Source organism: Microbacterium sp. 4R-513 (assembly GCF_011046485.1).
GTDB lineage: Bacteria > Actinomycetota > Actinomycetes > Actinomycetales > Microbacteriaceae > Microbacterium.
Window position 1 is genome coordinate 196240 of record NZ_CP049256.1, and the last position, 26043, is coordinate 222282.

The 26043-nt window shown below is 70.8% G+C and carries 28 protein-coding genes and 1 tRNA gene; 16 read left to right on the forward strand and 13 right to left on the reverse strand.

Annotated features, from left to right (window positions below; all coding sequences use genetic code 11):
* Window positions 1-20: 20 nt before the first annotated feature.
* A tRNA-Arg gene (locus tag G5T42_RS00940) sits at window positions 21-93 on the reverse strand.
* 86 nt (window positions 94-179) lie between these two features.
* Between G5T42_RS00940 and G5T42_RS00945 the strand changes: the two genes are divergently transcribed.
* Window positions 180-845 (forward strand): SDR family oxidoreductase, encoded by a 666-nt coding sequence (locus G5T42_RS00945; protein WP_165124193.1) that lies wholly within the window; start codon window positions 180-182, stop codon window positions 843-845.
* Window positions 846-872: 27 nt separating this feature from the next.
* Here the strand turns inward: G5T42_RS00945 and G5T42_RS00950 are convergent, their stop codons facing one another.
* Window positions 873-1202: a hypothetical protein gene (locus G5T42_RS00950; protein ID WP_165124196.1), complete on the reverse strand. Its 330-nt coding sequence runs from the start codon at window positions 1200-1202 to the stop codon at window positions 873-875.
* A 157-nt stretch (window positions 1203-1359) separates the two neighbouring features.
* On the opposite strand from G5T42_RS00950, the gene G5T42_RS00955 reads away from it, so the two are divergent.
* The 3 genes from G5T42_RS00955 (at window position 1360) to G5T42_RS00965 (ending at window position 3587) form a co-directional block, all read left to right on the forward strand.
* Window positions 1360-2331, forward strand: a complete 972-nt coding sequence (locus G5T42_RS00955) for an SDR family NAD(P)-dependent oxidoreductase (RefSeq protein WP_165124199.1) — start codon at window positions 1360-1362, stop codon at window positions 2329-2331.
* Between the two features lie 39 nt (window positions 2332-2370).
* Window positions 2371-2553, forward strand: a complete 183-nt coding sequence (locus tag G5T42_RS00960) for a hypothetical protein (RefSeq protein WP_165124202.1) — start codon at window positions 2371-2373, stop codon at window positions 2551-2553.
* Window positions 2554-2648: 95 nt separating this feature from the next.
* Window positions 2649-3587: a hypothetical protein gene (locus G5T42_RS00965; RefSeq protein WP_165124205.1), complete on the forward strand. Its 939-nt coding sequence runs from the start codon at window positions 2649-2651 to the stop codon at window positions 3585-3587.
* A gap of 67 nt (window positions 3588-3654) precedes the next feature.
* Here the strand turns inward: G5T42_RS00965 and G5T42_RS00970 are convergent, their stop codons facing one another.
* The 6 genes from G5T42_RS00970 to G5T42_RS00995 all read right to left on the reverse strand — a co-directional run bounded on the left by G5T42_RS00970 (window position 3655) and on the right by G5T42_RS00995 (window position 10545).
* Window positions 3655-5253, reverse strand: a complete 1599-nt coding sequence (locus G5T42_RS00970; RefSeq protein WP_165124208.1) for a M20/M25/M40 family metallo-hydrolase — start codon at window positions 5251-5253, stop codon at window positions 3655-3657.
* 261 nt (window positions 5254-5514) lie between these two features.
* A complete protein-coding gene (locus tag G5T42_RS00975) occupies window positions 5515-6549 on the reverse strand; it encodes an NAD(P)-dependent oxidoreductase (RefSeq protein WP_277601760.1) in 1035 nt (344 codons plus the stop codon).
* A 5-nt stretch (window positions 6550-6554) separates the two neighbouring features.
* Window positions 6555-7484, reverse strand: a complete 930-nt coding sequence (locus G5T42_RS00980; RefSeq protein WP_206535684.1) for a CPBP family intramembrane glutamic endopeptidase — start codon at window positions 7482-7484, stop codon at window positions 6555-6557.
* Window positions 7485-8696: an MFS transporter gene (locus tag G5T42_RS00985; protein ID WP_165124214.1), complete on the reverse strand. Its 1212-nt coding sequence runs from the start codon at window positions 8694-8696 to the stop codon at window positions 7485-7487. It abuts the gene before it with no gap.
* 126 nt (window positions 8697-8822) lie between these two features.
* Window positions 8823-9569, reverse strand: a complete 747-nt coding sequence (gene trmB, locus G5T42_RS00990) for a tRNA (guanosine(46)-N7)-methyltransferase TrmB (protein WP_165124217.1) — start codon at window positions 9567-9569, stop codon at window positions 8823-8825.
* A 142-nt stretch (window positions 9570-9711) separates the two neighbouring features.
* On the reverse strand, window positions 9712-10545 hold the full coding sequence (locus G5T42_RS00995; RefSeq protein ID WP_165124220.1) for a DUF3097 family protein: 834 nt from the start codon (window positions 10543-10545) through the stop codon (window positions 9712-9714).
* Between the two features lie 159 nt (window positions 10546-10704).
* Between G5T42_RS00995 and G5T42_RS01000 the strand changes: the two genes are divergently transcribed.
* From G5T42_RS01000 to G5T42_RS01015, 4 genes are all read left to right on the forward strand, one after another.
* Window positions 10705-12747 (forward strand): TPM domain-containing protein, encoded by a 2043-nt coding sequence (locus G5T42_RS01000; protein WP_165124223.1) that lies wholly within the window; start codon window positions 10705-10707, stop codon window positions 12745-12747.
* An 85-nt stretch (window positions 12748-12832) separates the two neighbouring features.
* Window positions 12833-13594 (forward strand): PspA/IM30 family protein, encoded by a 762-nt coding sequence (locus G5T42_RS01005; RefSeq protein ID WP_165124226.1) that lies wholly within the window; start codon window positions 12833-12835, stop codon window positions 13592-13594.
* Window positions 13595-13691: 97 nt separating this feature from the next.
* On the forward strand, window positions 13692-14513 hold the full coding sequence (locus G5T42_RS01010; RefSeq protein WP_165124229.1) for an arginase family protein: 822 nt from the start codon (window positions 13692-13694) through the stop codon (window positions 14511-14513).
* Window positions 14510-14977 (forward strand): Fe-S oxidoreductase, encoded by a 468-nt coding sequence (locus G5T42_RS01015; protein WP_165124232.1) that lies wholly within the window; start codon window positions 14510-14512, stop codon window positions 14975-14977. Before G5T42_RS01010 ends, G5T42_RS01015 begins: the two co-directional genes overlap by 4 nt.
* 48 nt (window positions 14978-15025) lie before the next feature.
* On the opposite strand, the gene G5T42_RS01020 is transcribed toward G5T42_RS01015, so the two are convergent.
* From G5T42_RS01020 to G5T42_RS01035, 4 genes are all read right to left on the reverse strand, one after another.
* Complete coding sequence (locus G5T42_RS01020) at window positions 15026-15337, reverse strand: hypothetical protein (protein WP_165124235.1); 312 nt, start codon at window positions 15335-15337, stop codon at window positions 15026-15028.
* Between the two features lie 139 nt (window positions 15338-15476).
* Window positions 15477-15941 (reverse strand): SIP domain-containing protein, encoded by a 465-nt coding sequence (locus G5T42_RS01025; protein WP_165124238.1) that lies wholly within the window; start codon window positions 15939-15941, stop codon window positions 15477-15479.
* A gap of 51 nt (window positions 15942-15992) precedes the next feature.
* Complete coding sequence (locus G5T42_RS01030) at window positions 15993-16712, reverse strand: tyrosine-protein phosphatase (protein ID WP_165124241.1); 720 nt, start codon at window positions 16710-16712, stop codon at window positions 15993-15995.
* Window positions 16709-17185 carry a carboxymuconolactone decarboxylase family protein gene (locus G5T42_RS01035; RefSeq protein WP_165124244.1) on the reverse strand — a complete coding sequence of 159 codons (477 nt, stop codon included), beginning with the start codon at window positions 17183-17185 and terminating at the stop codon, window positions 16709-16711. Before G5T42_RS01035 ends, G5T42_RS01030 begins: the two co-directional genes overlap by 4 nt.
* Before the next feature lie 62 nt (window positions 17186-17247).
* Here G5T42_RS01035 and G5T42_RS01040 point away from each other — a divergent pair, with 62 nt between their 5' ends.
* The 8 genes from G5T42_RS01040 (at window position 17248) to G5T42_RS01075 (ending at window position 25415) form a co-directional block, all read left to right on the forward strand.
* Window positions 17248-18186: an alpha/beta hydrolase gene (locus G5T42_RS01040; protein WP_165124247.1), complete on the forward strand. Its 939-nt coding sequence runs from the start codon at window positions 17248-17250 to the stop codon at window positions 18184-18186.
* 137 nt (window positions 18187-18323) lie between these two features.
* Window positions 18324-19835 (forward strand): ABC transporter substrate-binding protein, encoded by a 1512-nt coding sequence (locus tag G5T42_RS01045; RefSeq protein ID WP_165124250.1) that lies wholly within the window; start codon window positions 18324-18326, stop codon window positions 19833-19835.
* Window positions 19832-20782 carry an ABC transporter permease gene (locus G5T42_RS01050; protein WP_165124253.1) on the forward strand — a complete coding sequence of 317 codons (951 nt, stop codon included), beginning with the start codon at window positions 19832-19834 and terminating at the stop codon, window positions 20780-20782. Before G5T42_RS01045 ends, G5T42_RS01050 begins: the two co-directional genes overlap by 4 nt.
* Window positions 20783-21256: 474 nt before the next feature.
* Entirely contained in the window at window positions 21257-22240 is a 984-nt protein-coding gene (locus tag G5T42_RS01055) for an ABC transporter permease (protein WP_165124256.1), read from the forward strand.
* On the forward strand, window positions 22237-23025 hold the full coding sequence (locus G5T42_RS01060; protein ID WP_165124259.1) for an ABC transporter ATP-binding protein: 789 nt from the start codon (window positions 22237-22239) through the stop codon (window positions 23023-23025). Before G5T42_RS01055 ends, G5T42_RS01060 begins: the two co-directional genes overlap by 4 nt.
* A gap of 41 nt (window positions 23026-23066) precedes the next feature.
* Window positions 23067-23882 (forward strand): ATP-binding cassette domain-containing protein, encoded by an 816-nt coding sequence (locus tag G5T42_RS01065; protein WP_165130018.1) that lies wholly within the window; start codon window positions 23067-23069, stop codon window positions 23880-23882.
* 134 nt (window positions 23883-24016) lie between these two features.
* Window positions 24017-25093 carry a M4 family metallopeptidase gene (locus G5T42_RS01070; RefSeq protein WP_165124261.1) on the forward strand — a complete coding sequence of 359 codons (1077 nt, stop codon included), beginning with the start codon at window positions 24017-24019 and terminating at the stop codon, window positions 25091-25093.
* On the forward strand, window positions 25065-25415 hold the full coding sequence (locus tag G5T42_RS01075) for a protealysin inhibitor emfourin (protein WP_165124264.1): 351 nt from the start codon (window positions 25065-25067) through the stop codon (window positions 25413-25415). Before G5T42_RS01070 ends, G5T42_RS01075 begins: the two co-directional genes overlap by 29 nt.
* An 11-nt stretch (window positions 25416-25426) precedes the next feature.
* Here G5T42_RS01075 and G5T42_RS01080 read toward each other — a convergent pair whose 3' ends face one another.
* Complete coding sequence (locus tag G5T42_RS01080) at window positions 25427-26038, reverse strand: GNAT family N-acetyltransferase (protein WP_165124266.1); 612 nt, start codon at window positions 26036-26038, stop codon at window positions 25427-25429.
* Window positions 26039-26043: the final 5 nt, after the last annotated feature.

The following is a 26043-nucleotide window of genomic DNA, read 5'->3' on the forward strand; positions in this document are numbered from 1 at the left end:
CGGGGCGGCCTTCACGCACGTGCCCCCGACAGGAATCGAACCTGCGACCTTTGGTACCGGAAACCAACGCTCTATCCCCTGAGCTACGGAGGCGTACCGATCGAGGGTATCACCGCGCAGCGCACCGCCCGGACGGCGCCGGATGCCCCGGCATCCGTTCCCACCGCTAGTGTCCTGACATGCCCCTTGCCCTCGTCACCGGTGCCGCGCGGGCGAACAGCATCGCCGCGGGCGTCGTGCCGCGACTCCGCGCCGATGGCTGGGATGTGGCGACCAGCGATCTGCGCGATGCCGACTATCCGTGCGACCTCTCGACGCATGAGGGTCCGGGCGAGCTGATCGAGGCGGTCCGATCGGACCGGGGGGTGATCTCGGCACTCGTGCTCAGTCACGCGTACGACGTCGAGTCCGGCATCCTCGACACGACGGCCGAGAGCTTCGACGCGCACGTCGCCGTCAACGCGCGGGCGTCCCTGCTGCTCATCGCCGCCTTCGCGCGGCAAGTGCCGGCGGACGGCGGGGCGATCGTCGCGCTGACCAGCGACCACACGACCGGGAATCTGCCGTACGGCGCCTCGAAGGGCGCACTCGACCGGATCGTGATCTCGGCCGGGCGCGAGCTCGGTCCGCTGGGCGTCTCGGCCAACGCCGTCAACCCCGGCCCCATCGACACCGGCTGGATGGACGCGGGCATCCGCGAGGCGCTCGTGCCGCGGCATCCGCTCGGTCGCCTCGGAACCCCGCACGACATCGCGGGAGTCGTCGCATTCCTCGTGTCGCCGGACGGCCGATGGATCTCGGGTCAGCTGCTGCACGCCGACGGCGGGTTCTCGGCGCGCTACTGAAGCGTCCGGCCCATCCCTCGTGTCGGGTCAGATGCCGGTGTCGAAGTCCTGCACCCGGTCCTCGGCCTCGACGGGCATGGCGATCGGATGAAGCGCCCGGGTCAGCGATTTCAGTCGATTGACCGTCTCGGCGTCGACGAGCTCGTCGACGGAGGCATCCGCGTGCGTCACCACGATCTGGCTCGCCGGCCCCACGAGGAATGTGGCCTCCTCACGGCTGCCGTCGTCGCTGAGGATGGGAATCTCGACGCTCGCCGCCGACCCGACATCGGCCAGGGCCCGGCTGTATTCGAGCAGCGCCACGGCGATGTCGTCACCGGTCAGATAATGACCACCCGCATACGCCAGAACCTTCACCCTCCATTCGTAACCCATCCCGCCCGAACGCCACTCGGGGTTGCCATATCGCGGCTGAGCGACTACATGCGCAAACCCTCCGGCGACCGGGATAGCGAATCCGGTAGGAGCTGGCAAGGGGGTAGGAGCGGTTCGCCCGCCCGCGGACCATGGCCGGATGGGTGAAGAGAAGGATGTCGCGGGCAAGACGATCGTCGTCGTCGGGGCGTCGAGCGGCTTCGGTCGCGGCGCGGCGGAGCGGCTCGGCGAACTCGGCGCCAACGTCGTCGTCGCTGCGCGCCGCGGCGCGGTCCTCGACGAGGTCGTGGCGCACATCGCGGCAGCCGGCTCCGCGGCGCTCGCCGTGGAGACGGACGTCAGCGATCCCCTCGCCGTCCAGCGCCTCGCCGACGCGGCCGTCGAACGGTTCGGGCGCATCGACGTATGGGTCAACAACGTCGGGATCGGCGCCCTCGGCATATTCTGGGACGTCCCGATCGCCGATCACGCGCGCGTCATCGACGTCAACGTCAAGGGGCTCATGTACGGAGCGCACGCCGCGCTCCGGCAGTTCCGCGCGCAGGGCGAAGGCACCCTCATCAACATCGGCTCGGTCGAGAGCGAAGTGCCCCTCGCGTACCAGACGAGCTATGCGGCCTCGAAGGCCGCGGTGCTCAGCATGAGCCGGTCGCTCAACGAAGAGCTGCGCATCGTCGGCGAGAGCGATCGCATCAAGGTGGGGACGATCATGCCGTGGGCCGTCGACACGCCCTGGTGGGTGCACGCGGCGAACTACACCGGCCGCACTCCTCGGATGGCCGCCCTCGACGATCCGCAGGTCGTCGTGGACGCCATCGTCTCGGCGTGCGTGGATCCCAAAGAGGAGCAGCCGGTCGGCGGCAAGGCGCGGGGGACGAATCTCGCCCACCGGCTGTTCCCCGACCTCACCGAGCGCGTATCGGCCAAGATCGCCGAAGCCGAGTCGGCGAGGGGCACGCCTGTCGCGCACACGACCGGCGCCATCTACGAGCCGATCGTCGCGGGCACGACCGTCAGCGGCACGGTGCGGGAGCGCATGGAGCGCGAGGACGAAGCGCGCCACGGTCGCGAGGAAGACGCCCGGCACCACCGGAAGTCCGCGCGGCACTGAGCAGGCGGGGCATCCGTCCCCACGAGATGAGGAGCAGACATGGACTCGGGCACGCAGTCGCAGTCGGGATCGGACGACCAGGACGTAACGCCGAAGGACGGCGGGCTCGGCCAGGACGGGACGATCCCGCCCGACCCCGACGGGGTCGCCGCCGGGCACACCGGCGAGCAGTCGACCTTCGAGCCGGAAGAGGACGAACAGGCGGACGGCGACCAGCCGTGATCCGCTGACTCGCCGCCTGACCGTCCCCGGCCGCCCCCTCCGGCCCGTAGCGTGTGGTCGGTGCGCCTCCGCCCGGGCGCGGAGAGGAGCGGTCCGTGACGACCGAGCGAACGACCCCGGATGCCGCGACGACCACCCGGACTCTGCCGGGGTGGGCGGCAGTGCTGATCGGGATCGGAGCGGCGGTCCTCGGCCTGCTTCCCTGGCTCGTCACGGGCATGCGGCTTCCGCTGCAGAACCTGTGGACGGCGCAGACGCTCCCGGGCGACATGCCGGTCGTGATGCTGCCGTTCAGTCAGTACGCCATCACGCTCATCATCGGGCTGCTCGTGGTCGGCGCGGGGCTGGGCGGGCTCGCCGCGAGGCTGCTCCGGGAGCGGATGCCGCGCCCCGGCGTATGGCTCATCCTCGTCGGCGTCGTGGCCGTGCAGTTCACCGCGATCGTCCAGACGTCGGCCGTCGTCGCGAGCGGTCTGAAGGACCGCGACGGGTCGGGGTTCTACCTCGGCGCGCTCATGGCCGTGGCCGTCCTCTCGGCCGGCTTCAGCATCCTGACCTTCGTGCTCATCGCGAAAGCGCCTCGCGGCGGCGCGGTCGTCGGGCTGAGCATGGCGGCGCTGGCGCTCGGACCCTGGCTGAACGGGCTCGTGGTGCCGTTCGGCACGGCCGCCACGGACGAGGTGTACGCGTTCCTCGGATACCTGCGCTGGGTGCCGCCCATGCTCGTCGGCCTCGCGATCGCGTGGGGCGGGGTGAACACGGTCGGCAGGGTGCTCGGAGCACTCGTCGGACTCCTCCTCGTGTGGATCGTGCCGGCGATCCAGACCGGCATCGGGAACGCCGCCGGCAGCCGCGTGCTCGCCAACGACCTCGATGAGATGCGGGACTTCGGAGTCAGCGTCTTCTTCGCGGCCCTGACCCTGCCCGAGGTCGCCCTGCCCCCTCTCCTCGTGGCGATCCTCGTCGCCGCGTGCGGGCTCGTCGTGCGCGCGCTCACACGCCGCTCCCCCGCCGGCGCCGTCGCCACCGACTGAGCCCGCGCACACGAAGCGGCCGCCCCTTCCGGGACGACCGCTCCGTGGTTCTTCCCGGGACGGATGCCTAGGCAGCCGCCCGATCGGTGAACGCGTCCATGCTCTTGCCCGCGCCGTGCGACTTGCCCGGCGAACGGACACCGTTGACGGCCGACGTGTCGAACGCGAAGGTGACGATGGCAGCTGCCACGGCATCCGCGTTGACGTCGAGCGCGTCGGTGTTGATGTTGCCCACGAGGTTGTAGTCCTCGGCGAGCTGCGCGAAGAGCGCGTCGTCGTGTCCCTCGCCCGTCAGGTTGTCGCACGGCTGGTGGTAGCACGGGTCGAGTTGCGCACCCGCGACTCCGCCCCAGATGCCGGCCTCCTCGACGGTCTTCGGGACCTCGGCGCCGGTGAACAGACCGCCGGCCGGGATGCCGATCGCGATGAAGGGCCCGTAGTCGGAGCGACCCGAGAAGTCGGTGTCCTTGTACGGCTCGCCGACGCTCGTGTAGTACGCCTGGAAGACATCCTCGATCTGGGCCGATCCCTCGGGGATGTCGACCGGCGCGGTGCCGCTCGAGTCGTCGCCGTCGTAGATGCCCTGGGTGTAGTTCGGCGAGGCGATCATGTCGAAGTTGAGGTACAGCGCGATCTTCGCGGCATCCGTCTCCGACAGCTGGTCGACGTAGTAGGTCGAGCCGAGCAGGCCCTCTTCCTCGGCGCCCCACCAGGCGAAGCGCACGGCGTTGTTGGGCTTGACCTTCTGCATCTGGATCGCCGTCTCGAGGAGCGCGGCGCTGCCCGAGCCGTTGTCGTTGATGCCCGGGCCGTCCTGCACGCTGTCGAGGTGGGCGCCGGCCATCACGACGTTGTCGGGGTTGCCCGACGCCGTCTGCGCGATGACGTTCCACGCCGTCCGCTCCTCTGAGAGGAAGTCGACCGTCACGGTCACCGTCGCGCCGGGCGTGGAAGCCAGGTTCTCGCCGGCGGCGAAGGTGGCGAACACCGCCGGAATCGTCAGGCCTGTCGCATCGCCGATCATGGTGACGAGCCCGGTGCGACCCGGCTGTCCTTCGTTCATGACGATGACGGCGGCGGCTCCTGCGGCCTGGGCGTTGAGCACCTTGACGTTGAATCCGCACGTACCGCGCTGGACGAGCGCGATCCCGCCTGCGGGGAAGCCCGCGAAGTCGGCGGCTTCGCAGCCGCTCGAACTGCTGTTCGCGGGGCCGGCGGGGTTGATGACGAGGTCGACCGGGACCAGAGTGCCGGTCGCGGTCCCCTCCGGAGTGCCGGAGTCGAACCCATTGCGCAGGAAGTCCGTACCCTCGGCGAAGGTGCGCGGCTGAGGAGTCACCCGGATGAGCTGCGAGTTGTCTTCCGTGTACTCGAAGGGGAACGCCTGCACCTGCGGCGTGTAGCCCGCTGCCGTGAGCTGGCCGACGACGTAGTCGACGGATGCCCGGAATCCCGGCCTGCCGACGGCGCGGTCACCGCCGTTCGCGTCCGCGATGTCCTGCAGCGCTTCGAGGTGGTTCATCACCCCCTCGAGAGTGACGGCCTTCGTGATCTTCTTCACCGAATTGTTGTTCGGTGCCGCGTAGGCCGGTACGGCATACGCGACGGACACTGCCAGGGCCCCCGCCGCAAGCGCGGCGAGTGCCCGACGTCTCGTAGACGACATGACATTTTCCTCTCAGCGCGGCGACCCCAGTGTCACCGCGCCCTTCGACGCTATCCAGGCATCGCATCGGAGGAAAGGGGATCTACGGCATCCGGTCCCACAAATGAAGATCGCCTCGAGGCCGGAGCCTCGGGGCGATCATCAATGCGGACTGCGGTCTCTGTGTTCACTTCGTTTCCGAAGTATGGTTTCTGTTTTCCGTCTGCAGAACCGAAGATACTCCGGCCGCGCACGACGTCAAGGGGGCCTCCTCAACTCGCTTCACCGTGAGGATGAACCTGAGGGATGAGACATGCTCCGGCGCCGCAGCGATGCAACGATGCCGATCATGTCGTCGCCGCCCTCGCCGCATTCGACGGCCTCGCGGTAGAGCTCCTCGCTCGCGTCCATCAGCGGCGCGGCTGCCCCCGCGGAGCGGGCGGCGGAGGTCACGAGACGGCAGTTCTTCAGCACATCCGAGATGGCGGCATGGGGCGCGAGGTCGTCGCGCTGCAGCTTGTCGAGCTTTCCCCTCGAGACGAACGACGCCATCGGACCGGCATCGAGGATGCGTGCGAGAGCGGCCGTGTCGAGGCCGTGCTGCTCCGCGAAGTTGTAGGACTCGGCGAGTCCCGTGACCATCGTGATGAGGAAAACGTTCACCGAGAACTTCATGGCCAGGGCCGCCGGCGGAAGGCCGCAGGGGACGATCTCGGCGCACAGCGGCCGGATGAGCTCGGCGACGAGGGCGACATCGGCGGGCTGGCCCGCCAGCATTCCGACGAGCGCGCCCTGCTCAGCCGGACCGCGCGACCCGGATACGGGCGCCTCCACGAAACGGCCGCCCGCCGCTTCGACGTCCCGCTCCAGGGAGATCGAATAGTCGGCCGACACCGTGCCCATCTGCACGAGCAGCCGCCCGCGCACGAGGTCGGCGAACCGGCTCGTGCCGCGGCCGAGCACCTCGTCGGTCGCCCGCTCGTCGAACAGCATGACGACGACGACATCCGAGCCGGCGAAGACCTCGTCGACAGTGCCGGCGACCGCCGCACCGGCCCGCCGCAGCGGCTCTGCGCGGACGGCTGTGCGATTCCACACGGTCAACGACACGCCGGCCCGCGCGAGGTTCATCGCCATGGGCTGCCCCATGACTCCCAGTCCCACGAAACCGACCCGCTGGGCGCCGCTCATGCCGATCCCCTCGCTCATTCCCTCCCGAGTGAACCACCTCCGACGTCGGAGACGGATGCCTCGGGCCGGGCCACCGCGAAGCCCGCGGCATCCGACACCGCCGTCACCGCCGTCACTCGCCGGCACCGTCGTCAGACGAGGAACAGCCCATCGAGCAGTCCGGGGTTGTGGGCGTGCACGAGTACGAGGAAGACGACCGCGTCGAACAGCAGGTGCACCGTGACGACGTACCCGAGCGAGCGGGTCACCATGAAGATGAAGCCCTGCAGCAGCGCGAACGGAATGGTGAGGAAGGGTCCCCACGCCTGGTAGCCCAGCTCCCAGAGGAACGAGACGAAGACGATCGCTTGCAGGGCGTTGGCCTGCCAGTCGGGGAAATGCCGACGCAGCAGTGCGAAGACCGTGCAGATGAAGAAGAGCTCGTCCCAGATGCCGACCGAACCGACTCCGACGAAGAGGCGGGCGATGAGCTGAGGGGTGTCGACGACGGGCCAGTTCGTGTAGACGCCCGACGTGATGAAGTAGAAGGGCAGGATCAGCCAGCCGAGCGCGAGGACCAGCACCAGCCACGTCCACTGGAAGCGCGTCCACCGTCCGCCGCCGCGCCACGGGAACCGGATCGCGTAGTCGCGGTAGACCCAGCGCGAGACGACGTAGGGCACGGCCACCGCTCCCCCGAGCCCCAGCCCGAAGCGCACGAAGGCGAAGTCGTCGAGCTCGGCCTTCAGCGGGATGGCGCTCACGACGAGCAGACCCGCCGCGACGAGCGACAGGTCGCGCACGAGGCTGGGCGGACGACGGATGCCGACGGCCGGCGCCGTTCCGAGGCTCGCCGCGACCGGCAGCCCGCGTGCGCCGGCGGGCGCGGCATCCGTCCCCCTCGCCCGGCGCCGCTCGAGCACGAGCGCGGCCAGGAGCGCTGCCGCGAGGAGAGCCCAGCCCAGCCACGGGATGCGCAGGACGAAGAACGCCGGCGCTGCGAGGCAGGCGAGGAAGGCGGGCACGAGCGCCCACGACCACGCCGGTCGCGGAGGCAGCGGGAGGGAGGGATGCGCGGGCACTCAGTCCCCCAGCGGGTGGGCGATCTCGTCCCTCGGCATGCGGGCGATCCAGATGACGAGGAACGACAGCACGAAGGGGACGACACCTGCCGCGAGGAAGATGACGGGGATCGGCACGACCTCGGCGAGGGGTCCTGCGAGTGCCATCGACACCGGCATGAGCGCGAGCGACACGAAGAAGTCGAGGCTGGAGATGCGCCCGAGCATTTGCGTCGGCACGCGCCGCTGCAGCAAAGTGCCCCAGATGACGTTGCCGTAGCTGAAGCCGAAACCGACGGCGAAGAGGGCGGCGACCATGAGCCAGTAGACGTCGGTCAACCCCACGACGATGAAGGGCAGCGTGCTGAACCCCCACACGGCGATCATCACCGTGAGGTAACGCCGAGGGAGGCGGAAGGACGAGACGACGACCGACCCGAGCACGCCGCCGAGCCCGTAGGCGGCGAGCAGGAAGCCGAACCAGCGTGGGTCGTCGCCGATTCGCTCGCGCGTGATGAACGGCAGCAGCACCTCTTCGGGACCCATCCAGACCAGCACCCAGATCGTCGCGTAGAGGAGCGTCCACAGCAGCCACGGGGTGCGCACGGTGAACGAGACCGCTTCGCGCAGGTCGTGGAAGACGCTGCGGCTCGTGGACGCCTCGTGCTCAGGTGGCGCGTCGGTCGCGGGCTCCGGCCGCACGAAGATCAGAAGGACGAGCGCCACCGCGTGCGCCGCTGCGATGACCCACGCCGCATGAGCCGGGGCGACGACGGCCGCGACGACGACGCCCGCGACCGCCGGCCCCGCCGCCTGCTGCAGAGCGGGGCGGATCGCGCCCTCCAGGCCGTTCGCGGCGAGCAGCTGTGCGGGCGGGAGGATGCGCGGCAGGATCGCGCTGTACGCGGGGAAGAAGAATCCCGCGCCGGCGCCGAGCGCGAAGGCGACGAGCGCGAGGTGTGGCACCGTCACGACGCCGAGAGCACCGGCCACCGCGACGGAGGTGACGGCCGTGACGTTGACGAGCTCGACGAGGCGGAGGATGAGCCGCCGCGAGACGCGGTCCGCGACGATCCCGCCGGGGATCGCGCACGCGAGCAGCCCGACGGCGTTGCACGCGGCGACGAGCGAGAGCTCGACCGGGCCGCCGCCCGAGTCGATGACGGTGTAGACCATGACGACGGCCCACATCCCGGCGCCGAAGATCGACAGCACGACGGCGGAGAACAGCATCCGGAAGTCGCGGTGCGCGAGGGGGGCGCACGAAACGCCACCGATCGCGCTCCGGCGGAGCCGCCGAGTCGGTGTCGTCGGCGGGGGCCCGCTCGAGCCCTCCGCCGTACGGATCGGCGGGCGAGGTCACGCGCGTGCCCGGCGCCGGTAGGTCAGGTCGCGGATGGACCGTCCGGCGCGCGCGCCCTTGCGTTCGAACGCCGTGAGCACGCGCCCGGCGAAGCGGTCGGCCCACTCGCCCTCGAATACGCGCTCGAACCCGGCCGCGGCATCGAGGACATCGCGCATCTGGTGCGCGTACTCCTCCCAGTCGGTCGCGAGCCGCAGCGTGCCGCCGTCGCGCAGCGCGCGCGCGGCGGTCGCGGCGAACTCGGGCGTCACGAGCCGGCGCTTCGTGTGCTTCTTCTTGTGCCAGGGGTCGGGGAAGAACACCCAGAGCTCGTCGACGGATGCCTCGGGCAGCAGGTGCTCGAGCACCTCGGGTGCGTTCGCCTCCACGAGACGCAGGTTGCGCGCGCCCGCCTTGTCGGCGTCGAGCATCGTGCGGGCGAGCCCCGCCTTGAACACCTCTATCGCGAGGAAGTCGCGGTCGGGAGCGGATGCCGCGGCGTGCACGATCGCGTGGCCCTGACCCGATCCGATCTCGACGACGAGCGGCGCTTCGCGCCCCCAGACCTCGGCAGGGACGACGCTGACACCCCGCCGGACGCTCGTGGCGGCGGCATCCCGCTCGACCGTCAGCAGGAAGTGCGGCGCGAGCTCGGACCACGCACGCTCCTGCGCCTCCGACATGCGGCCGCTGCGCCGCACGAACGACACCGGGCGATCGCGGAACGGGCGGGCTTCGGCGGGGGTGTCGGCGGGGTCGGGCACCTCCCCAGGCTAACGAATCCGGGCGTCGCCACCCGGTGGGCCTCGAGAGCGCACGGATGACGACGGATGCCTCGTCCCGGCCGTGATCCCTGCGATCTCGGCGACCCGAGGGGCCGTGGCCGGCCGGCCGAAGCGGCGCGCGCTACGCCGTCACGTAGTCGATGAGCTCCTCGACGCGGCCGAGGAACGACGGCTCGAGGTCGCGGTAAGTCTTCACGGCGCCCAGGATCCGCTGCCACGCGCGCGCGATGTCGGCCTGGTCGCGCGCGTGCCAGCCGAGGGCGCGGCACACGCCCACTTTGAACTCGATGCCCCGGGGAACCTCGGGCCAGGCGGCGATCCCGAGAGCACGCGGCGTCACGCACTGCCACACGTCGATATAGGGGTGGCCGACGATCTTGAGATGGGCGCCGTGGGGGCCGCGGAGGATCGCCTCCGCGATGCGCGACTCCTTGGAGCCGGGCACGAGGTGGTCGACCAGCACGCCGTAGCGGCGCTCGGCCGTGGGCGGCTCCGCCTCCAGCGCCGCCTCGAGCAGATCGACGCCCTGCAGGTACTCGACGACCACGCCTTCGACCCGCAGGTCGTCGCCCCAGACCTTCTCGACGAGCTCGGCATCGTGACGGCCTTCGACGAAGATGCGGCTCGCCCGCGCGACGCGGGCGCGGGCATCGGGAGCGGCGAACGACCCCGACGCCGTGCGGGCGGGTGCTTTCGGCACGGTCGGGGCAGGCGGCACGAGGACGACGTCCTCGCCGTCGACGAGGAACCCGGCGCCGAGCGGGAACAGGCGACGGCGACCGTGGCGGTCCTCGAGCTCGACTGTGCCCGAGCGCACGCCGGTCACCGCGCCGCAGAACCCGTCGTCGGCGACCTCGACCACCAGGTCGCTCTCCGCGGGCACACGCGGCAGCTCGCGCTGGAACTGCTTCTTCCACCCGGCCGCCAGCACGTCCGTGCCGTATCGATCGTCCATCTGCCCTCCCGAAGCGGTCAGCGTACCTGCGGCGGCGAGCGAGCGGAGGCAGCGACCCGCCCCTGTCAAGGCCCGGCCGCTCCCCTACCGATGCATGCCGGGGCGTGAATAGACTCGGCTCCGGGGGCGGCACCACGGCTCCCGAGGAGGGGGGACGCGATGCCCGCGCGACGCATACTCGCGCTCACGGCAGCTCTCTCGCTGCTGCTCATCGGCGGCGCGGATGCTGCCTCCGCCACCGATCCCGTCACGCTCGGCTCGACCTATGTCGTGGATCAGACCGACACCCTGTCGAGCTCCGAAGAGCAGTCCGCCGAGGCGCGTCTGCAGCAGCTGTCGGACCAGACCGACGTCGACCTCTGGGTCGTGTTCGTCGACGAATTCACGAACCCCTCGGATGCCGGGAGCTGGGCGAACGACACGGCCACCGCGAACGGGCTCGGCCCCAATCAGTACCTCCTCGCCATCGCGGTGGACGGACGCCAGTACTACCTGTCGGGCGACTCGTCCGGACCGGTCAGCGAGGACGAGCTGGCATCGATCGAGCAGCAGCAGATCCAGCCCGAGCTCAAAGCCGGCGATTGGGCCGGAGCTGTCGACGCGGCCGCCGACGGACTGACGTCGGCCGCGGGCGGCGGCAGCAGCGGCGCGAGCGGCGGCGGCGGTCTGCTTCCGGGTCTCCTGGTCTTCGTCCTCATCGCGGCCATCGTCGGCGTGATCATCTGGCTCCTCGTCCGCCGCCGGCGGCGCCGGGCGCAGGTGCCCGGCGGCGCTCCGGGGCAGCCGACCGTTCCGCAGGTGAGCACCGAGGAGCTCGCGCGGCAGGCCTCGGCGGCACTCGTCGAGACCGACGACGCCGTCAAGACGAGCGAGCAGGAGCTCGGATTCGCCAAGGCGCAGTTCGGGGATGCCGCGACCACCGAGTTCGCGCAGGCCCTCGAGACGGCGAAGGGCAACCTCACGAAGGCGTTCACGCTGCAGCAGCAGCTCGACGACGCGGTCCCCGACACCGAGGAGCAGGTGCGGGCGTGGAACACGCAGATCCTCAGCCTGCTCGAGGACGCCAACCGGGGTCTCGACGAGAAGGCCGAGGCATTCGACGAGCTGCGCAAGCTGGAGCAGAACGCGCCCGAGGCCCTCGCCCGCGTGCAGGAGCAGCGTTCCGAGGCCGCGAACGGCGTGGATGCGGCGGCGCAGCGCCTCGCGACGCTCGGCCAGTCCTACGCTCCCGAGGCGCTCTCGACCGTCGCAGACAACCCCGACCAGGCGCGGGACCGGATCGCCTTCGCCGACGAGCAGCTCACCGCCGCGCAGACGGCGATCGGGGCCGGGGACGGCGGCCAGGCGGCCGTCAGCATCCGCGCGGCCGAGGAGGCGGTCGGCCAGGCGAAGCTGCTGGAGGACGCGATCGACAAGCTCGGCCGCGACCTCGTCGAGGGCGAGCAGCGCGCTCAGGCGCTCGTCGCCGAGCTGGAGCAGGACATCGCCGCGGCATCCGCTCTTCCCGATCCCGACGGCCACGTCGCCGCGACGGTGACCGCGACGCGCCAGCAGCTCGACGCCGCCCGCGCCCTTCTCGGGTCCTCGCAACGACGTCCGCTGGCCGCGCTGCAGGCGCTCGAAGGCGCGAACCGCCAGATCGACGCCGTCATCGCGGGAGTCCGGGATGCCGCGGCCCAGGCCCAGCGCACGCAGCAGATGCTCGGCCAGACGATTCTGCAGGCGCGCGCGCAGGTCTCCGCCGCCGAGGACTACATCACCGCACGCCGCGGAGCCGTCGGAGCCGAGGCCCGCACGCGCCTCGCCGAGGCCGGAGCATCGCTCGTTCAGGCCGAGCAGCTGCAGGCCGCCGACCCGCAGCGCGCTCTGCAGTACGCGCAGCGCGCGGATCAGCTCGCCGGGCAGGCGATCGAGTACGCGCAGAACGACGTCGGCTCCTTCGGCGGCGGAGGCGGCATGTTCGCCCCGTCGGGGGGCATGGGCGGCATGGGCGGCTCCGGCGGCGGCGGCGGAATGCTCGGCGCCGTCCTCGGCGGCATCGTCCTCAACTCCATGCTGGGCGGTGGCGGAGGCCGCTCCGGGGGCATGGGCGGCGGCAGCATCTTCGGCGGCGGAGGCGGGTTCCCGTCCGGGGGCGGCTTCAACCCCGGAAGCTTCGGTGGCGGGGGCACGCGCGCCCGTCGCGGAGGAGGACGATTCTGACCACCCCTCGAACGGCGCCGACCCCCGGCATCCGGAAATCACACTTCGATAGGGCAGATCACACTTCGATAGGAAGGAACAACCGATGGCAAAGCAGTCCATCTTCGGTCGCATCTCCACGCTCGTCCGAGCGAACGTCAATGCGCTCATCGACTCCGCCGAGGATCCGCAGAAGATGCTCGACCAGCTGGTGCGCGACTACACCAACAGCATCGCCGACGCGGAGTCCGCGATCGCCGAGACGATCGGCAACCTGAGGCTCCTCGAGCGGGATCACCAGGAAGACGTCCAGGCGGCAGCGGAGTGGGGCAGCAAGGCCCTCGCAGCGTCGCGCAAGGCCGATCAGCTGCGGGGCCAGGGCAACACCGCCGACGCCGACAAGTTCGACAATCTCGCCAAGATCGCGCTGCAGCGCCAGATCAGCGAGGAGAACCAGGCGAAGGCCGTCGAGCCGACGATCGCGTCGCAGACCGAGGTGGTCGACAAGCTCAAGGACGGCCTGAACGGCATGAAGCAGAAGCTGGAGCAGCTGAAGTCGAAGCGCTCCGAGCTCCTCGCCCGCGCCAAGACCGCCGAGGCGCAGATCAAGGTGCACGACGCCGTCAAGTCGATCGACGTGCTCGACCCCACGAGCGAGCTCGGGCGCTTCGAAGACAAGATCCGGCGCCAGGAGGCTCTCGCACAGGGGAAGCAGGAGCTCGCGGCATCCAGCATCGACGCCCAGTTCAACCAGCTCGAGGACGTCGGCGAGCTGACCGAGGTCGAGGCTCGCCTCGCGGCCCTCAAGGGCGGCCAGCAGCCCGCACAGGCGGCCATCGACGCGCCGAGCGCGCCGTATACGCCGTAAGCGGAAATCGCTCGAAAGGGCGTCGCGACCACCTGGTCGCGGCGCCCTTTCGCTTACGGCGGACGCCTCCGCCCTCGCGCTGGGCAATGATGTGAGGATGGCGCGCTTCGTGATCGTCCCTCAGTGGCAGGGCTCCTCGTCGGCACGAGCGATGCAGCTCATCGACGGCGCCCAGGCGATCGCCGGTGATCTCCCCCGCGCCGCGTGCACGCTCATCGACGTCCCGCTCGAGGCGGGCGAGGCGCTCGAGACCGGCATCCACCGTTACAGCTCGCTGATCCGCACCCACGACGCGCTCGTCGCCGAGCTCTCGGGCGCGGCTGCACCCGTCATCGTCGTGGGCGGTGACTGCGGAGTGAGCGTGGGCGCCATCGGGATCGCCGCCGAACGTGAGGAGCGCCTCGCGGTCGTGTGGTTCGACGCCCACCCCGACCTGCACACGTCGTCGTCGTCGCACTCGGGCGCTTTCGGCGGCATGGCGCTCAGCGCCGTCCTGGGCGAGGGTCCGGACGCACTCTCGCTCGCGCCGGGGCTCGTGCCGGCGGAGCGGGTCATCCTGGCGGCGGCCCGCGACTACGACGCGGAGGAGGAGACGCGGGCCGACGAGGTCGGCATCGCCATCCTCGATGCGCCCGAGCTCGAGAGCACGGAGGCGCTCGTCGCCGCGCTGCAGGCGACGCAGGCGACCGCCGTGTACATCCACGTCGACCTGGATGTGCTCGACCCGTCGTCGCTGACCGGGGTCACCGCTCCCGTCCCGTTCGGCCTCACCGTCGCCCAGCTCGTCGCGGCGATCGGCGCTGTGCGCGGCGTCGCGCCGCTCGCCGGTGCGACGATCGCGGGCTTCGCGCCGAGCTCGCCCGCGGCCGCAGGCGACGACCTCGGTGCGATCCTCCGGGTCGTCGGAGCTCTGGCATGAGTCCCATCCCCACGCCGCCTCCGGGCTGGGAGGGACGCGCCGAGCTCGCCGTCGCCCGCGGTCGGCGGTTCGACCGCAGCATCCCGCGCTTCCTCCTGGACTCCCCCGTCAGCCGCGTCGGCTACTGGTACGGCACGGCGGTGGGCTGGATCTGGGGAACCCTTTGGAGCACGGGTCGGGTCGAGAAGCGCAACGGCCTGTGGGTCTTCCGCGGGCTGCCCGGCTGGGCGTTCGCCCGCGGCGGCGTCTGCGTCGGCGGATGCTTCCTCACCGGCGACGCCAACCCGTCCGACCGGCTGCTGGAGCACGAGGCCGTGCATGCGCGCCAGTGGCGGCGCTACGGGTTCCTCATGCCGGTGCTCTACCTCTTCGCCGGGCGGGACCCGCTGCGCAACCGCTTCGAGATCGAAGCCGGACTCGAAGCGGGGAACTACGTGCCGCGACGGCGCCCGACCTCGCGCTGAAACGCCGAAGGTGCGGCCGGTCGAGACCGGCCGCACCTCCTTCGACGTCTACTTGTTCGGGAAGAGGTGGGCGTTGCATCCTTCCTCGCCGAACGGCGTGCTCACCACGGCCGCCCCGCGATCGCTGAACATCTTGCGCATCTCGTGGGGGATCTGACCCCAGTTCTGCGTGACGCCCGGTCCGGAGGGACCGCCCTCGGAGCCGTCCTCGAGTCCCGAGAACACGCACAGAGACCTCGCATGGGCCGGGCCCTGCGTGTCCTGTCCATTGCCGCCGATCTCGCCCGCGAAAGCGCCGCCGGCGCCTCCGAGTGCGAGCATCGTCCCCACGGCAATACCCAACATCAACTTCTTGCGCATGTTTTCCCCTTTGCACATGAGTTGGCGGGCATCGTCGCCCGTCGGCGCCCATCGAACTCCTGTGCGTGGAACGCGTCAAGCGGATGCCGCCCCATCGGCCCGGATCCGAAGCCGAACGCGCAGAGGCGACAGGCCTCCGTCAGGCGACGTTCGTGAGGTTGTACTCGGAGGGCGCGTGGATCGACGACGCGGGGATGCCACGGCGCTCGGTGAGGTGATCGACGATGTCCGCCGTGCCGAGGTAGCCGCCCAGCAGGTGGATGCGCGTGTGGTCGTCGTCCGCGCACAGCATCTCGTCGGCCCAGGCGGTGACGGCGCGGGTGAGCGCCTGACCGGGGGCGCACGCCCGGCCCGTGCCCGGATCGCCGCTGCGGAGCGAGCGGTCGAGCCACGTCACGACCATGCGAGCGGGAGCGGTGATCGGCGCGTGCCACGAGGCATCCGGGATCTCGATGAAGACGCGACCCGTCGAGCAGATCGGAAGCGTCGCGAGCAGCGCCTCCAGGTCGGTGAGCGACGATTCGTCGGCCGTGATGAGGTGCTGGACCCGCGTGTGCCGCGACGCGCGGCAGGCTGCGGCGTTGTGCTCGGTCTGGTCGGTCATCTCGGTCCCCACTATACCGTGAGGATAGGGTTGCCTAACCTGAGTATGACCTCAGGCTACGGCGACCAGGACGTCGCGCAGCGCGGCGAGCTCGGCATCCGTCATCCCGTGCGCGAGCAGGTAGCCCGACGGCGACCCGTACCGCGCCGTGAGGTCGTCGAGCAGTCCCGCCATGACGGGAGCGGGTGACCGCGTGGCGAGGTCTTCGAGGTGCCGGGCCTCGGGGTGCAGCTCCCGCAGCTTCTCGACGATGCGCTGATTGCGCCACTCGGGAAGGAGGCCCTCGGTGCGCGCGTAGTCGGCGACCACCGCGTCGAGGTCGACGCCGGCGGCGGCGAGGGTCACCGCGACGGTGACGCCGGTGCGGTCCTTGCCGACGGTGCAGTGGACGAGCACGGGCTGATCGGCCAGGACGCCACGCACCACGTCGACGACCCGCTCGGCGGAGTCGTCGACGATCCGCCGGTACATCTCGTCGAGCGGGATGTCGTCCTGGAAGAACGACGCCACGGAGCCCAGGAAGAGCGGAGCGCGCTGCGTCGGGATCGAGAGGTCGCCGAGCCTGCTCGGCGCCGCGGTCACCTCTTCGTCGTCGCGCAGGTCGATGATTCGTCGCAGCCCCAGCGCGCCCAGCGCCTCCACTCCGGGCGTCTCGAGCTGCGCGAGGTTGCCGGAGCGGTAGAGCACGCCCGACCGGGTGCGGCCGGCGCCCGCGGGCAGACCCCCGACGTCGCGGAGGTTGACGGCACCCGGGATATGGGGGTCCGTCATGCCTTGCCGCTCGCGCGCGGGGGCACGGGATAGCGGCCGGCGATCGCGACGCGGTTGAAGGCGTTGATCGAGACGAGGATCCAGCTGAGGGCGACGTACTCGTCCTCGCTCAGAATGCCCCCGACGTGGTCGTACACCTCGTCGGGTACTCCCCCGTCATGGATGAAGGTGAACGCCTCGGCGAGCTCGAGGCCCGCGCGCTCGCGCTCGGTGAAGACGCCGGAGTCCCGCCACGTCGCCAGCTGGGCGATGACGTCGGCGTCGAGGCCCTCCTTCACCGCCCGGTCGACATGCACGCGCACGCAGAAGGCGCAGCCGTTCAGCTGCGAGGCGTGGATCTGCACGAGCTCCTTGAAGCGCGGCTCGATGCCGGCCTCGTCGGCGATCCGGCCGACGGTCTTGGAGAAGGCGTCGAGCGTCTTGTAGGCGTCCGGGGCGGAGCGCGAGAGGTGGACGCGACGTTCTTCGCTCATGTCTTTCACTCTATGGCGCGGACGGATGCCTCGGCTCCCCGGCCGCGCGGCAGAATGGCCGGGTGACCGACCCTCTCGACGAGTTCTCGTTCCTCCGCGACCAGGCCGCCGACATCGGCCTCGACGGCCCGATCCCCTCCGGCGAGCGCCTCTCTCTCGCCCTGCCGGACGGCCGCACGCTGAGCGCCCTGCGGTTCGGCGAGGGGTCGCCGGAGGTGACCTTCCTGCACGGGGCGGGCCTCAACGCCCACACGTGGGACACGACGATCCTCGCGCTCGGGATTCCCGCCCTCGCCATCGACCTCCCCGGTCACGGCGACTCGTCGTGGCGCACCGACCTCGCGTACACCGGCGGGACCCTGGCGCCCGACGTGGCCTTGGGCATCGAGGAGTGGACCGACCGGCCGCAGCTCCTCGTCGGGCAGTCGCTCGGCGGGCTCACGGCGGCGGCGGTCGCGGCATCCCGTCCCGAACTCGTCCGCGGGGTCGTCGTCGTCGACATCACGCCGGGGCTCGATCCGGACGGCGGCGCGGCTCAGCTGCGCGAGTTCTTCGCCGGACCGACCGACTGGGCCTCGCGCGATGAGCTGGTTGAGCGGGCGCTCGCGTTCGGGCTCGGCGGATCGCGCAGGGCGGCGGAGCGGGGGGTGTACCACAACAGCCGCGTCCGGCCCGATGGCCGCGTGGAGTGGAAGCACCACTTCGCGCACCTCGCGAACGCCATGGCCGCCTCCCCCGAGCTCGCCGACGCCGCCGCCGTGCAGCAGGACGCCCTCGCCTCGGTTCTCTCCGAGAGCGGCTGGACAGACCTCGCCGAGATCACCGCTCCCCTCACGCTCGTGCGCGGCACGCGGGGATATCTGACGGATGCCGACACCGAGGTGTTCCGGCAGCGGGTGCCCGCGGCATCCGTCGTCGAAATGGACTCCGGACACAATGTGCAGGAGGAGCGCCCCGTCGAGCTCGCCCGGCTGGTCCGCGACCTCGCGGGGAAGGGTTAACGCTTCTGTTTCGTTGTGGGTAGCACCGCGCTCGGGGCGCTCGCGGGTTGCCTAGGCTGGTCTCTTGCACGAGATCGCGTCCCGACGCGCTCGACATCGCGTCCCTCCGCATCCCGGATGCTCCCGAAAGGACAGGCATGCTCCGCCGCACCGCACTCGCCGCGACCGCCCTTCTCGCCGCCGGAGCTCTGCTCCTGTCGGCGTGCACGAGCGGCGGCGCGAGCAACACGCCGAGCAGCACGGGCACCCCGGACCCGGACGCCTCGGCGGTGATCCGCCTCGTCCTCGAGCCGAGCAACCTCGACATCCGCCAGACCGCGGGGGCGGCCCTCGACCAGATCCTGGTCGACAACATCTACGAGGGCCTCGTCGCGCGCACGCCGGAGCAGGACATCGTGCCCGCGCTCGCGAGCGATTGGGAGGTCTCGGACGACGGCCTGACCTACACCTTCACTCTGCGCGAGGGCGTCACCTTCCACGACGGCCAGCCCCTCACCCCGCAGGATGTCGTCTGGTCGCTCACGACGCGCAAGAACACCCCGGAGTGGTCGGACTCGGCAAGGCTCGCGAACGTCCAGACGATCGCGGCGGACGGCCAGACCATCACGCTCACGCTGAGCGCCCCCGACTCGACGCTGCTGTGGAACCTCACCGGCCGCGCCGGGCTCATCCTCAAAGAGGGCGACACCGTCGACTACAAGACGAAGGCGAACGGCACGGGCCCCTTCGTGCTCGACACCTGGCGGCAGGGGGACAGCATCACGTTCGCGCGCAACGACGCCTACTGGGGCGACAAGGCGCAGGTCGGCGAGGTCGTCTTCGACTACATCCCCGACAACCAGGCGGCCCTCAATGCGGCCCTCGCCGGCGAGGTCGACGTGGTGACGGGCTTCGACGCCAACCTCAAGGACCAGGTCGAGGCGAACGGCGACTTCGAGCTCGTGCTCGGCAAGTCGACCGACAAGGGCACGCTCGCGATGAATCAGGCGTCGGGACCGCTCGCCGATAAGCGGGTGCGCCAGGCCATCCGCCAGGCGATCGACCACGAGGCGTTCATCGAGGCCGCGGCATCCGGTGAGACGCTCTACGGTCCGATCCCCTCGCTCGATCCGGGATACGAGGATCTCGCCGATGTCGCGCCCTACGACCCCGAGGGTGCCAAGGCGCTCCTGAAGGAGGCCGGTGTCGACGACCTGACGCTGACCCTGAAGATCCCCAACTTCTACTCGACGACCATTCCGCAGATCCTCGTCTCGGACCTCAACGAGGTCGGGATCACGCTGAAGGTCGACTCGGTGGACTTCCCCACCTGGCTCAACGACGTCTACGTCAACAAGGACTACGACCTGAGCTACGTCCTGCACACCGAGGCCCGTGATTTCGAGAACTGGGCGAACCCCGACTACTACTTCACCTACGACAACCCCGAGGTTCAGGAGCTGTACAAGGAGTCGGTCGCAGCGACCGATCCCGACGAGGCCGCAGACCTCCTCAAGAAGGCCGCCAAGATCGTGTCGGAGGATGCCGCGGGGGACTGGCTCTTCAACGGAGCCTCGGTCGTGGCCGTCGGCACTAACATCACGGGTATGCCCTCGATCAATGTGAACGAGCGCCTCAATCTCGCGCAGCTGGCCAAGAGCAACGGGTGATCCGATACACGCTGACGCGTCTGGCCCTGCTTCTGCTCGGGCTGTTCGTCGCCAGCGTGCTGATCTTCCTGACCCTCCGCGTGCTTCCGGGTGATGTCGCGCAGCTCATCGCGGGGACCAACAGCACGCCCGAGCAGGCCGACGCCATCCGCGAGAGGCTCGGCCTCGGCGAGCCGCTCGTCGCACAGTACGTCGACTGGATCGGTGGAGTGCTGCGCGGCGACCTCGGCACGTCGCTGCTGACCGGGTCGAGCGTGACGGACGAGCTGGTGCAGAAAGCACAGGTCACGGTGCCGCTCGGCATCCTCGCCCTGACGATCGCCCTCGCGTTCAGCCTCCCGCTCGGGGTCATCTCGGCGATGCGCCGCGGCCGCTCCTCGGGGACCGCGATCAGCGTCGGCTCGCAGGGCCTCGCGGCGGTGCCGGTCGTGTGGGCGGGCATGATGCTGGTCGTCGTCTTCGCCGTGTGGCTCGGGTGGCTGCCCGCGCAGGGCTTCCCCCGCGCCGGATGGTCCGACCCCGCCGCGGCGGTGCGCGCGCTCGTGCTCCCCGCTTTGACGATCGGGATCGTCGAGGGGGCCATGCTCCTCCGCTTCGTGCGGAGCGCTACCCTGCAGGCCGTCGGGCAGGACTACGTCCGCACCGCCGCCGCAAAGGGCCTGACCCGGGATGCCGCGCTGATCCGCCATGGGCTGCCCAACGTCGGCCTTTCGGTCGTCACGGTGCTCGGCCTGCAGGTCGCCGGGATCATCGTCGGAGCCGTCGTCATCGAGCAGCTCTTCAGCCTGCCCGGCATCGGCCGGATGCTCGTGGCCGACGTGAGCGCCCGCGACCTGCCGAAGGTGCAGGGCGAGCTTCTGGCCCTGACGGGCTTCGTGCTCGTCGTGGGCTTCGTCGTCGACCTCGTCCACCGCGCCCTCGACCCCCGGCAGCGGGAGGCGTCATGACCGACCCTTCGGTCCCAGGCCCCGGGTCTGTGCCTGGCCCCGATGCCGGCCCCGGCCCCGGCCCTGTGCCTGGCCCCGATGCCGGCCCCGGCCCCGGCCCTGTGCCTGGCCGCGATGCCGGCCCCGGCCCCGGCCCCGGCGCTGTGCCTGGCCGCGACCCGGCCCCCGATCTCGGCCCGGCCCCCGATGGCATGTCCCAAAGTTCGCCGGAAAGCCGCCCCCAAACCGGCCAAAATCGGGACACACAACCCCCAACCGGCCCGGCGCCCGGCAGGATGTCCCAAAGTTCGCCGGAAAGCGGCCCCCAAACCAGCCAAACTCGGGACACAGAACTTCCGACAGACCAGGCGCCCGGTAGCATGTCCGGCCTCGTCCCCGCCCCTGATGACATGTCCCAAAGTTCGCCGGAAAGCCGCCGCCGAACCGGCCAAATTCGGGACACACAAGCGCCAACCGGCCAGGCCCCCCCAGAGCATGTCCCGAAGTTCGCCGGAAAGCGGGGGCCGCAGCGGCCAGATTCGGGACACGGATGCCGCGGCCCGGCCCCGACGACGGCCGCGCCGCCGCCGGCCGTCACGCTGGGCGTGGCTCGGCCGGCTGTGGGCGCTGTCGACGGGCCGGTTCGGCCTCATCGTCGTGGCGGTCGTCGTCGCCACGGCGATCGTCGCCACCTTCTGGACGCCGTTCGACCCGCAGAGGGTCGACGTCCGGGGGCGCTGGGCGCTCCCCGGCCTCCCCCACCTCTTCGGCACCGACGGGTCGGGCCGCGACATCCTGAGCCTGGTCATGGCCGGCGCCCGCACGACCGTGATCGTCGCGGTCGGCGCGGGGATCATCGCGACGGTCGTCGGCATCGCGCTCGCGGCGCTCGGGGCGCTCACGGCGCGGTGGGTGCGGGAGTCGGTCGCGGTCTTCGTCGACATCCTCATCGCCTTCCCCGTCCTCATCATCGCGATGATGATCTCGGCCGTCTGGGGCGGTTCGCTGTGGGTCGTGATCTGGTCCGTCGGCATCGGCTTCGGCGTCAACATCGCGCGCGTCACGCGGCCGGAGCTGCGCCGGGTGCTCCACAGCGACTTCGTGCTCGCGGGACGGATGGCGGGGCTCACGCCGTGGCAGAACCTCCTGCGCCATCTGCTGCCGAACGTCGCGCCCGTCTTCATCGTGCAGCTGTCGTGGGCGATGGCCGTCGCCGTGCTCGCCGAGGCCGGGCTGTCGTACCTCGGCTTCGGGGCGCCGGTGACCGAGCCGTCGTGGGGGCTCCTGCTGGCCGAGCTGCAGCAGTTCATCACGGTCTACCCGCTCTCCGTCGTCTGGCCGGGTCTGGCCATCACCTTCACCGTGCTCGGCCTCAATCTCCTCGGCGACGGCCTCCGCGAAGCCACCGACCCGACGCTGTCGCGCCGCGGCGGTGCGGCGCGACAGGCCCGCACGCACGTGCCGGAGGTGGTCTCGTGACGCTCGAGGTGCGCGACCTCACGATCGACATCGCCGACCGCCGCGTCGTCGACGGCATCTCGTTCGACGTGCCCGACGGGGCCCGCGTCGGCCTGATCGGCGAGTCGGGCTCGGGCAAGTCGCTGACGGCCCTGGCGATCATGGGGCTCCTGCCCGACGGAGCGACGGCCGGCGGCTCCATCCGCTGGAACGGCCGCGAGCTGCTCGGGCTGCCGGACAGAGAACTGGCGCAGTTGCGCGGCGACGACATCGGCATCGTCTTCCAGGAGCCGCGGACAGCCCTCAACCCGATCCGCACCGTCGGCCGCCAGATCGCGGAGTCCGTCCGGATCCACCAGCGCGTGACGCGCGCCGAGGCCAAGGCGCGCGCCGTCGAAGAGGCCCGGCGCGTCGCCCTCCCCGACCCCGAGCGGATCGTCGCCCGCTATCCGCACCAGCTCTCGGGCGGGCAGCGACAGCGGGTCGCGATCGCGACCGCGCTCGCCTGCCGACCGCGGCTGCTGATCGCCGACGAGCCGACGACCGCGCTCGACGTGACGATCCAGGCCGAGATCCTCGATCTGCTGCTGTCGCTCGTCGAGACCGACGGCATGTCCCTCGTGTTCATCACGCACGACCTCGCGGTGCTCTCGCGCATCGCGACCCACGGCATCGTGCTCGAGGACGGCCGTGTCGTCGAAGAGGCGCCGGTGTCGACCCTCCTCACAGCGCCCTCGTCCGTCGTCACGCAGGGACTCCTGCGCGATGCGACCGCGACCCTCTGGCGACCGGGGGGCCTCTCGTGACCGCCCTCCGCTCCGATCACCCCGCGACCGCCGCGGCACCGCTGCTGCGCGCACGGGGCCTCACCCGGCGCTTCCCGGTCCCGAAGGCGACCCTCTTCGAGAAGGCCCGAACCTCGACGGCCCTCGAAGACGCCGACCTCGACGTCTTCCCCGGCAGCGCCGTCGGCATCATCGGGGAGTCCGGCTCCGGCAAGTCGACGCTCGTCCGCCTCCTCCTCGCCCTCGACGCCCCGACCGCGGGCTCCGTGGAGTTCGACGGACGGCAAGTGGATGCCTCGGCCGGCGCCCGCGCGCTGCACTGGCTGCGACGCGACACGGGCATGGTGTTCCAGGACCCGTACGCATCGCTCGACCCGCGCATGAGCGTGGGCCGGATCGTCGCCGAGCCCCTGTGGGCGCTCGGCCTCGGCGGAGACGGCGAGCCGGGCGGCGCCGGCCGGCGAGAGCGCGTGCACGAGGTGCTCCTCGATGTCGGCCTGGAGCCCGATATGGCCGACCGCTTCCCCCACGAGTTCTCAGGGGGCCAGCGTCAGCGGATCGCCATCGCCCGCGCCATCGTGCACCGGCCGAGGCTCCTCGTCGGCGACGAGCCGATGTCCGCCCTCGACGTCACGGTGCGCTCGCAGATCCTCGAGCTCCTCGCCGAGCTGCGCCGCCGAAGCGACCTCACGCTCGTGCTCGTGTCCCACGACATCGGCGTCGTCCAGAACCTCTGCGACCAGGTCGTCGTCATGAAGGACGGGCGGATCGTCGAGGAGGGTCCCACCGAGAAGGTGCTGCTGCAGCCCCATGTCGCGTACACGCGCCGGCTCCTCGCCTCGATCCCGATCATCGACCCCGGGCCTGCGGCATCCTGACCCTCCTCCTGATCGTCACGAGCCTCGGAGGAACGCACGAACCTCGGAGGGCTCGCCACGGATCGTCCGAGGTTCGCGCGAATCTCCGACGCGCGGCACGCGGGGATGTCGTGGCCGAACGTTAGCCTCGGACCATGAGGCACGCGATCGTCCCGCCGTACCTGCTCGCTCGCATCGCAGCCGCGACTGAGCCGCACCTCGCGCGTGCCGCCGAGGCTGCGCGGGCGACGCTCGCGGGTGATCGGGACTACCGGCCGGGGCGCTCGCGACTGCGCCTCTCGATCGACGAGGCGGGCAGCCTCGTGGCCGAGACCGGACCGGCGCCCGACCGCACGATCTCGGATGCACGGGGTCGCGAGACCTTGCCCGGAGTGCGGGTCCGCAGCGAGGACGACCCGCCCACGGGCGACGAGGCCGCCGACGAGGCGTTCGACGGGCTCGGGGCGACCTTCGACTTCTTCTGGGACGCCTACCAGCGCAACAGCATCGACGATGGCGGCGGCGAGCTCCTCGCCACCGTGCACTACGGCGAGGACTACGACAACGCGTTCTGGAACGGCGAGCGCATGGTGTTCGGCGACGGCGACGGCGACATCTTCACCGGCTTCACCAACTCGCTCACCGTCATCGCGCACGAGCTCGCGCACGGCGTGACCGAGGTCTCGGGCGGCCTCGAGTATCAGGGCCAGTCGGGGGCGCTCAACGAGTCCATCTCCGACGTCTTCGGAGCGCTCGCCGAGCAGCACCAGCGCGGCCAGACCGCCGACGAGGCGAGCTGGCTCATCGGCGAGGGCATCTTCACGCCCGCTGTGCAGGGCCGCGCACTCCGGTCGATGAAGGACCCGGGCACGGCGTACGACGACGACGTGCTGGGCAAAGACCCGCAGCCGGGTCACATGAAGGACTACGTCGAGACGACGAACGACAACGGCGGGGTGCACATCAACTCCGGCATCCCGAACCGTGCCTTCACGCTGCTGGCGCTCGCACTCGGCGGCCACGCCTGGGAGCGCGCCGGCCGCATCTGGTACCAGACGGTCACGTCGGGGAAGCTCTCCCCGACCGCCGACTTCGCCGACTTCGCGGCCGCCACCATCGCGACGGCCGAAGCGGAGTACGGTGTGGAGTCGGAGGAGGTGTCGGCCGTCCGCGACGCGTGGACCGAGGTCGGCGTCATCGGCGATGAGCGAATCGAGAAGCCCGCGGCGTGACGGAGGATCGTCCGCCGGCTCACCGCTCCTCGTGGTCGCCGTCAAGAGGACGGGCGGCTTCGCGGGGCTCACGAAGGAGTGGACCGCCGAGCCGCGCGAGGACGAGGCATCCGATTGGGTCACCCTCATCTCGCGCTGCCCCTGGGACGAGCCGGTCGATGGCGACTCGCGCGGAGCGGACCGCTTCCAGTGGAACATCCACGCGCGCTGCGGTCCCGACGAGGATCGCGAGGCCGAGCTTCCCGACCGTGCCCTCACGGGACCGTGGCGGGAGCTCGTGGATGCGGTGCGCGACTGGAGCGACGGCAACGGCGCAGGCTGAACCGGCAGCGCTCAGCGCCCGAAGAGGCCCTTCTTCTTGACGGGCTTGAGGTGCTTCTGCAGGTAGATCGTGCCGAGCCAGCGTCCGAACTTGAATCCGACGCGGCCCATGCGACCGACCTCGACGAAGCCGAGCTTCTCGTGGAGGGCGATGGATGCCTCGGCCCCCTTGTCGCTGATCACCGCCACCATCTCTCGGATCCCGGCCTCTTCGCACGCCGTGATGAGCGCCTCGAGGAGGGCGCGCCCGAGGCCCTTGCCCGCCGCCGCCTGACCGAGGTAGATCGAGTTCTCGACCGAGAAGCGGTAGGCGCTCTTGGTCGACATCGGCTGCACGAGGGCGTAGCCGAGGATCTGCCCGCTGGGCGACTCGGCGACGAGGAACGGCATCTTGAGCTTGCGCAGATGCGCGAGCTTCTCGCGCCACTGCGCGATCGTCCACGCCTTCTCGTCGAACGTCACGACCGAGTTGGTGACGTAGTAGTTGTAGATCTCGCGGACATCGGGGATGTCGCGGTCCTCGACGGGACGGATCGCGTACGAGAACGGCCGCTCCGGCTCGGGCGGCTTCTGGAGATGCTGCGGAAGACGGCGGCGCGTCTTCTCGTACTCCTCCTCCAGCATGCCGT

Excerpts from the sequence above, each read along its gene's own strand:
- G5T42_RS00945 (WP_165124193.1), top strand. The coding sequence starts at position 180 with ATGCCCCTTGCCCTCGTCACCGGTGCCGCGCGGGCGAACAGCATCGCC.
- G5T42_RS00955 (WP_165124199.1), top strand. The coding sequence starts at position 1,360 with ATGGGTGAAGAGAAGGATGTCGCGGGCAAGACGATCGTCGTCGTCGGG.
- G5T42_RS00960 (WP_165124202.1), top strand. The coding sequence starts at position 2,371 with ATGGACTCGGGCACGCAGTCGCAGTCGGGATCGGACGACCAGGACGTA.
- G5T42_RS00970 (WP_165124208.1), bottom strand. The coding sequence starts at position 5,253 with ATGTCGTCTACGAGACGTCGGGCACTCGCCGCGCTTGCGGCGGGGGCC.
- G5T42_RS00985 (WP_165124214.1), bottom strand. The coding sequence starts at position 8,696 with ATGCTGTTCTCCGCCGTCGTGCTGTCGATCTTCGGCGCCGGGATGTGG.
- G5T42_RS00995 (WP_165124220.1), bottom strand. The coding sequence starts at position 10,545 with ATGGACGATCGATACGGCACGGACGTGCTGGCGGCCGGGTGGAAGAAG.
- G5T42_RS01000 (WP_165124223.1), top strand. The coding sequence starts at position 10,705 with ATGCCCGCGCGACGCATACTCGCGCTCACGGCAGCTCTCTCGCTGCTG.
- G5T42_RS01005 (WP_165124226.1), top strand. The coding sequence starts at position 12,833 with ATGGCAAAGCAGTCCATCTTCGGTCGCATCTCCACGCTCGTCCGAGCG.
- G5T42_RS01010 (WP_165124229.1), top strand. The coding sequence starts at position 13,692 with ATGGCGCGCTTCGTGATCGTCCCTCAGTGGCAGGGCTCCTCGTCGGCA.
- G5T42_RS01015 (WP_165124232.1), top strand. The coding sequence starts at position 14,510 with ATGAGTCCCATCCCCACGCCGCCTCCGGGCTGGGAGGGACGCGCCGAG.
- G5T42_RS01020 (WP_165124235.1), bottom strand. The coding sequence starts at position 15,337 with ATGCGCAAGAAGTTGATGTTGGGTATTGCCGTGGGGACGATGCTCGCA.
- G5T42_RS01025 (WP_165124238.1), bottom strand. The coding sequence starts at position 15,941 with ATGACCGACCAGACCGAGCACAACGCCGCAGCCTGCCGCGCGTCGCGG.
- G5T42_RS01030 (WP_165124241.1), bottom strand. The coding sequence starts at position 16,712 with ATGACGGACCCCCATATCCCGGGTGCCGTCAACCTCCGCGACGTCGGG.
- G5T42_RS01035 (WP_165124244.1), bottom strand. The coding sequence starts at position 17,185 with ATGAGCGAAGAACGTCGCGTCCACCTCTCGCGCTCCGCCCCGGACGCC.
- G5T42_RS01045 (WP_165124250.1), top strand. The coding sequence starts at position 18,324 with ATGCTCCGCCGCACCGCACTCGCCGCGACCGCCCTTCTCGCCGCCGGA.
- G5T42_RS01055 (WP_165124256.1), top strand. The coding sequence starts at position 21,257 with ATGTCCCGAAGTTCGCCGGAAAGCGGGGGCCGCAGCGGCCAGATTCGG.
- G5T42_RS01070 (WP_165124261.1), top strand. The coding sequence starts at position 24,017 with ATGAGGCACGCGATCGTCCCGCCGTACCTGCTCGCTCGCATCGCAGCC.
- G5T42_RS01075 (WP_165124264.1), top strand. The coding sequence starts at position 25,065 with ATGAGCGAATCGAGAAGCCCGCGGCGTGACGGAGGATCGTCCGCCGGC.
- G5T42_RS01080 (WP_165124266.1), bottom strand. The coding sequence starts at position 26,038 with ATGCTGGAGGAGGAGTACGAGAAGACGCGCCGCCGTCTTCCGCAGCAT.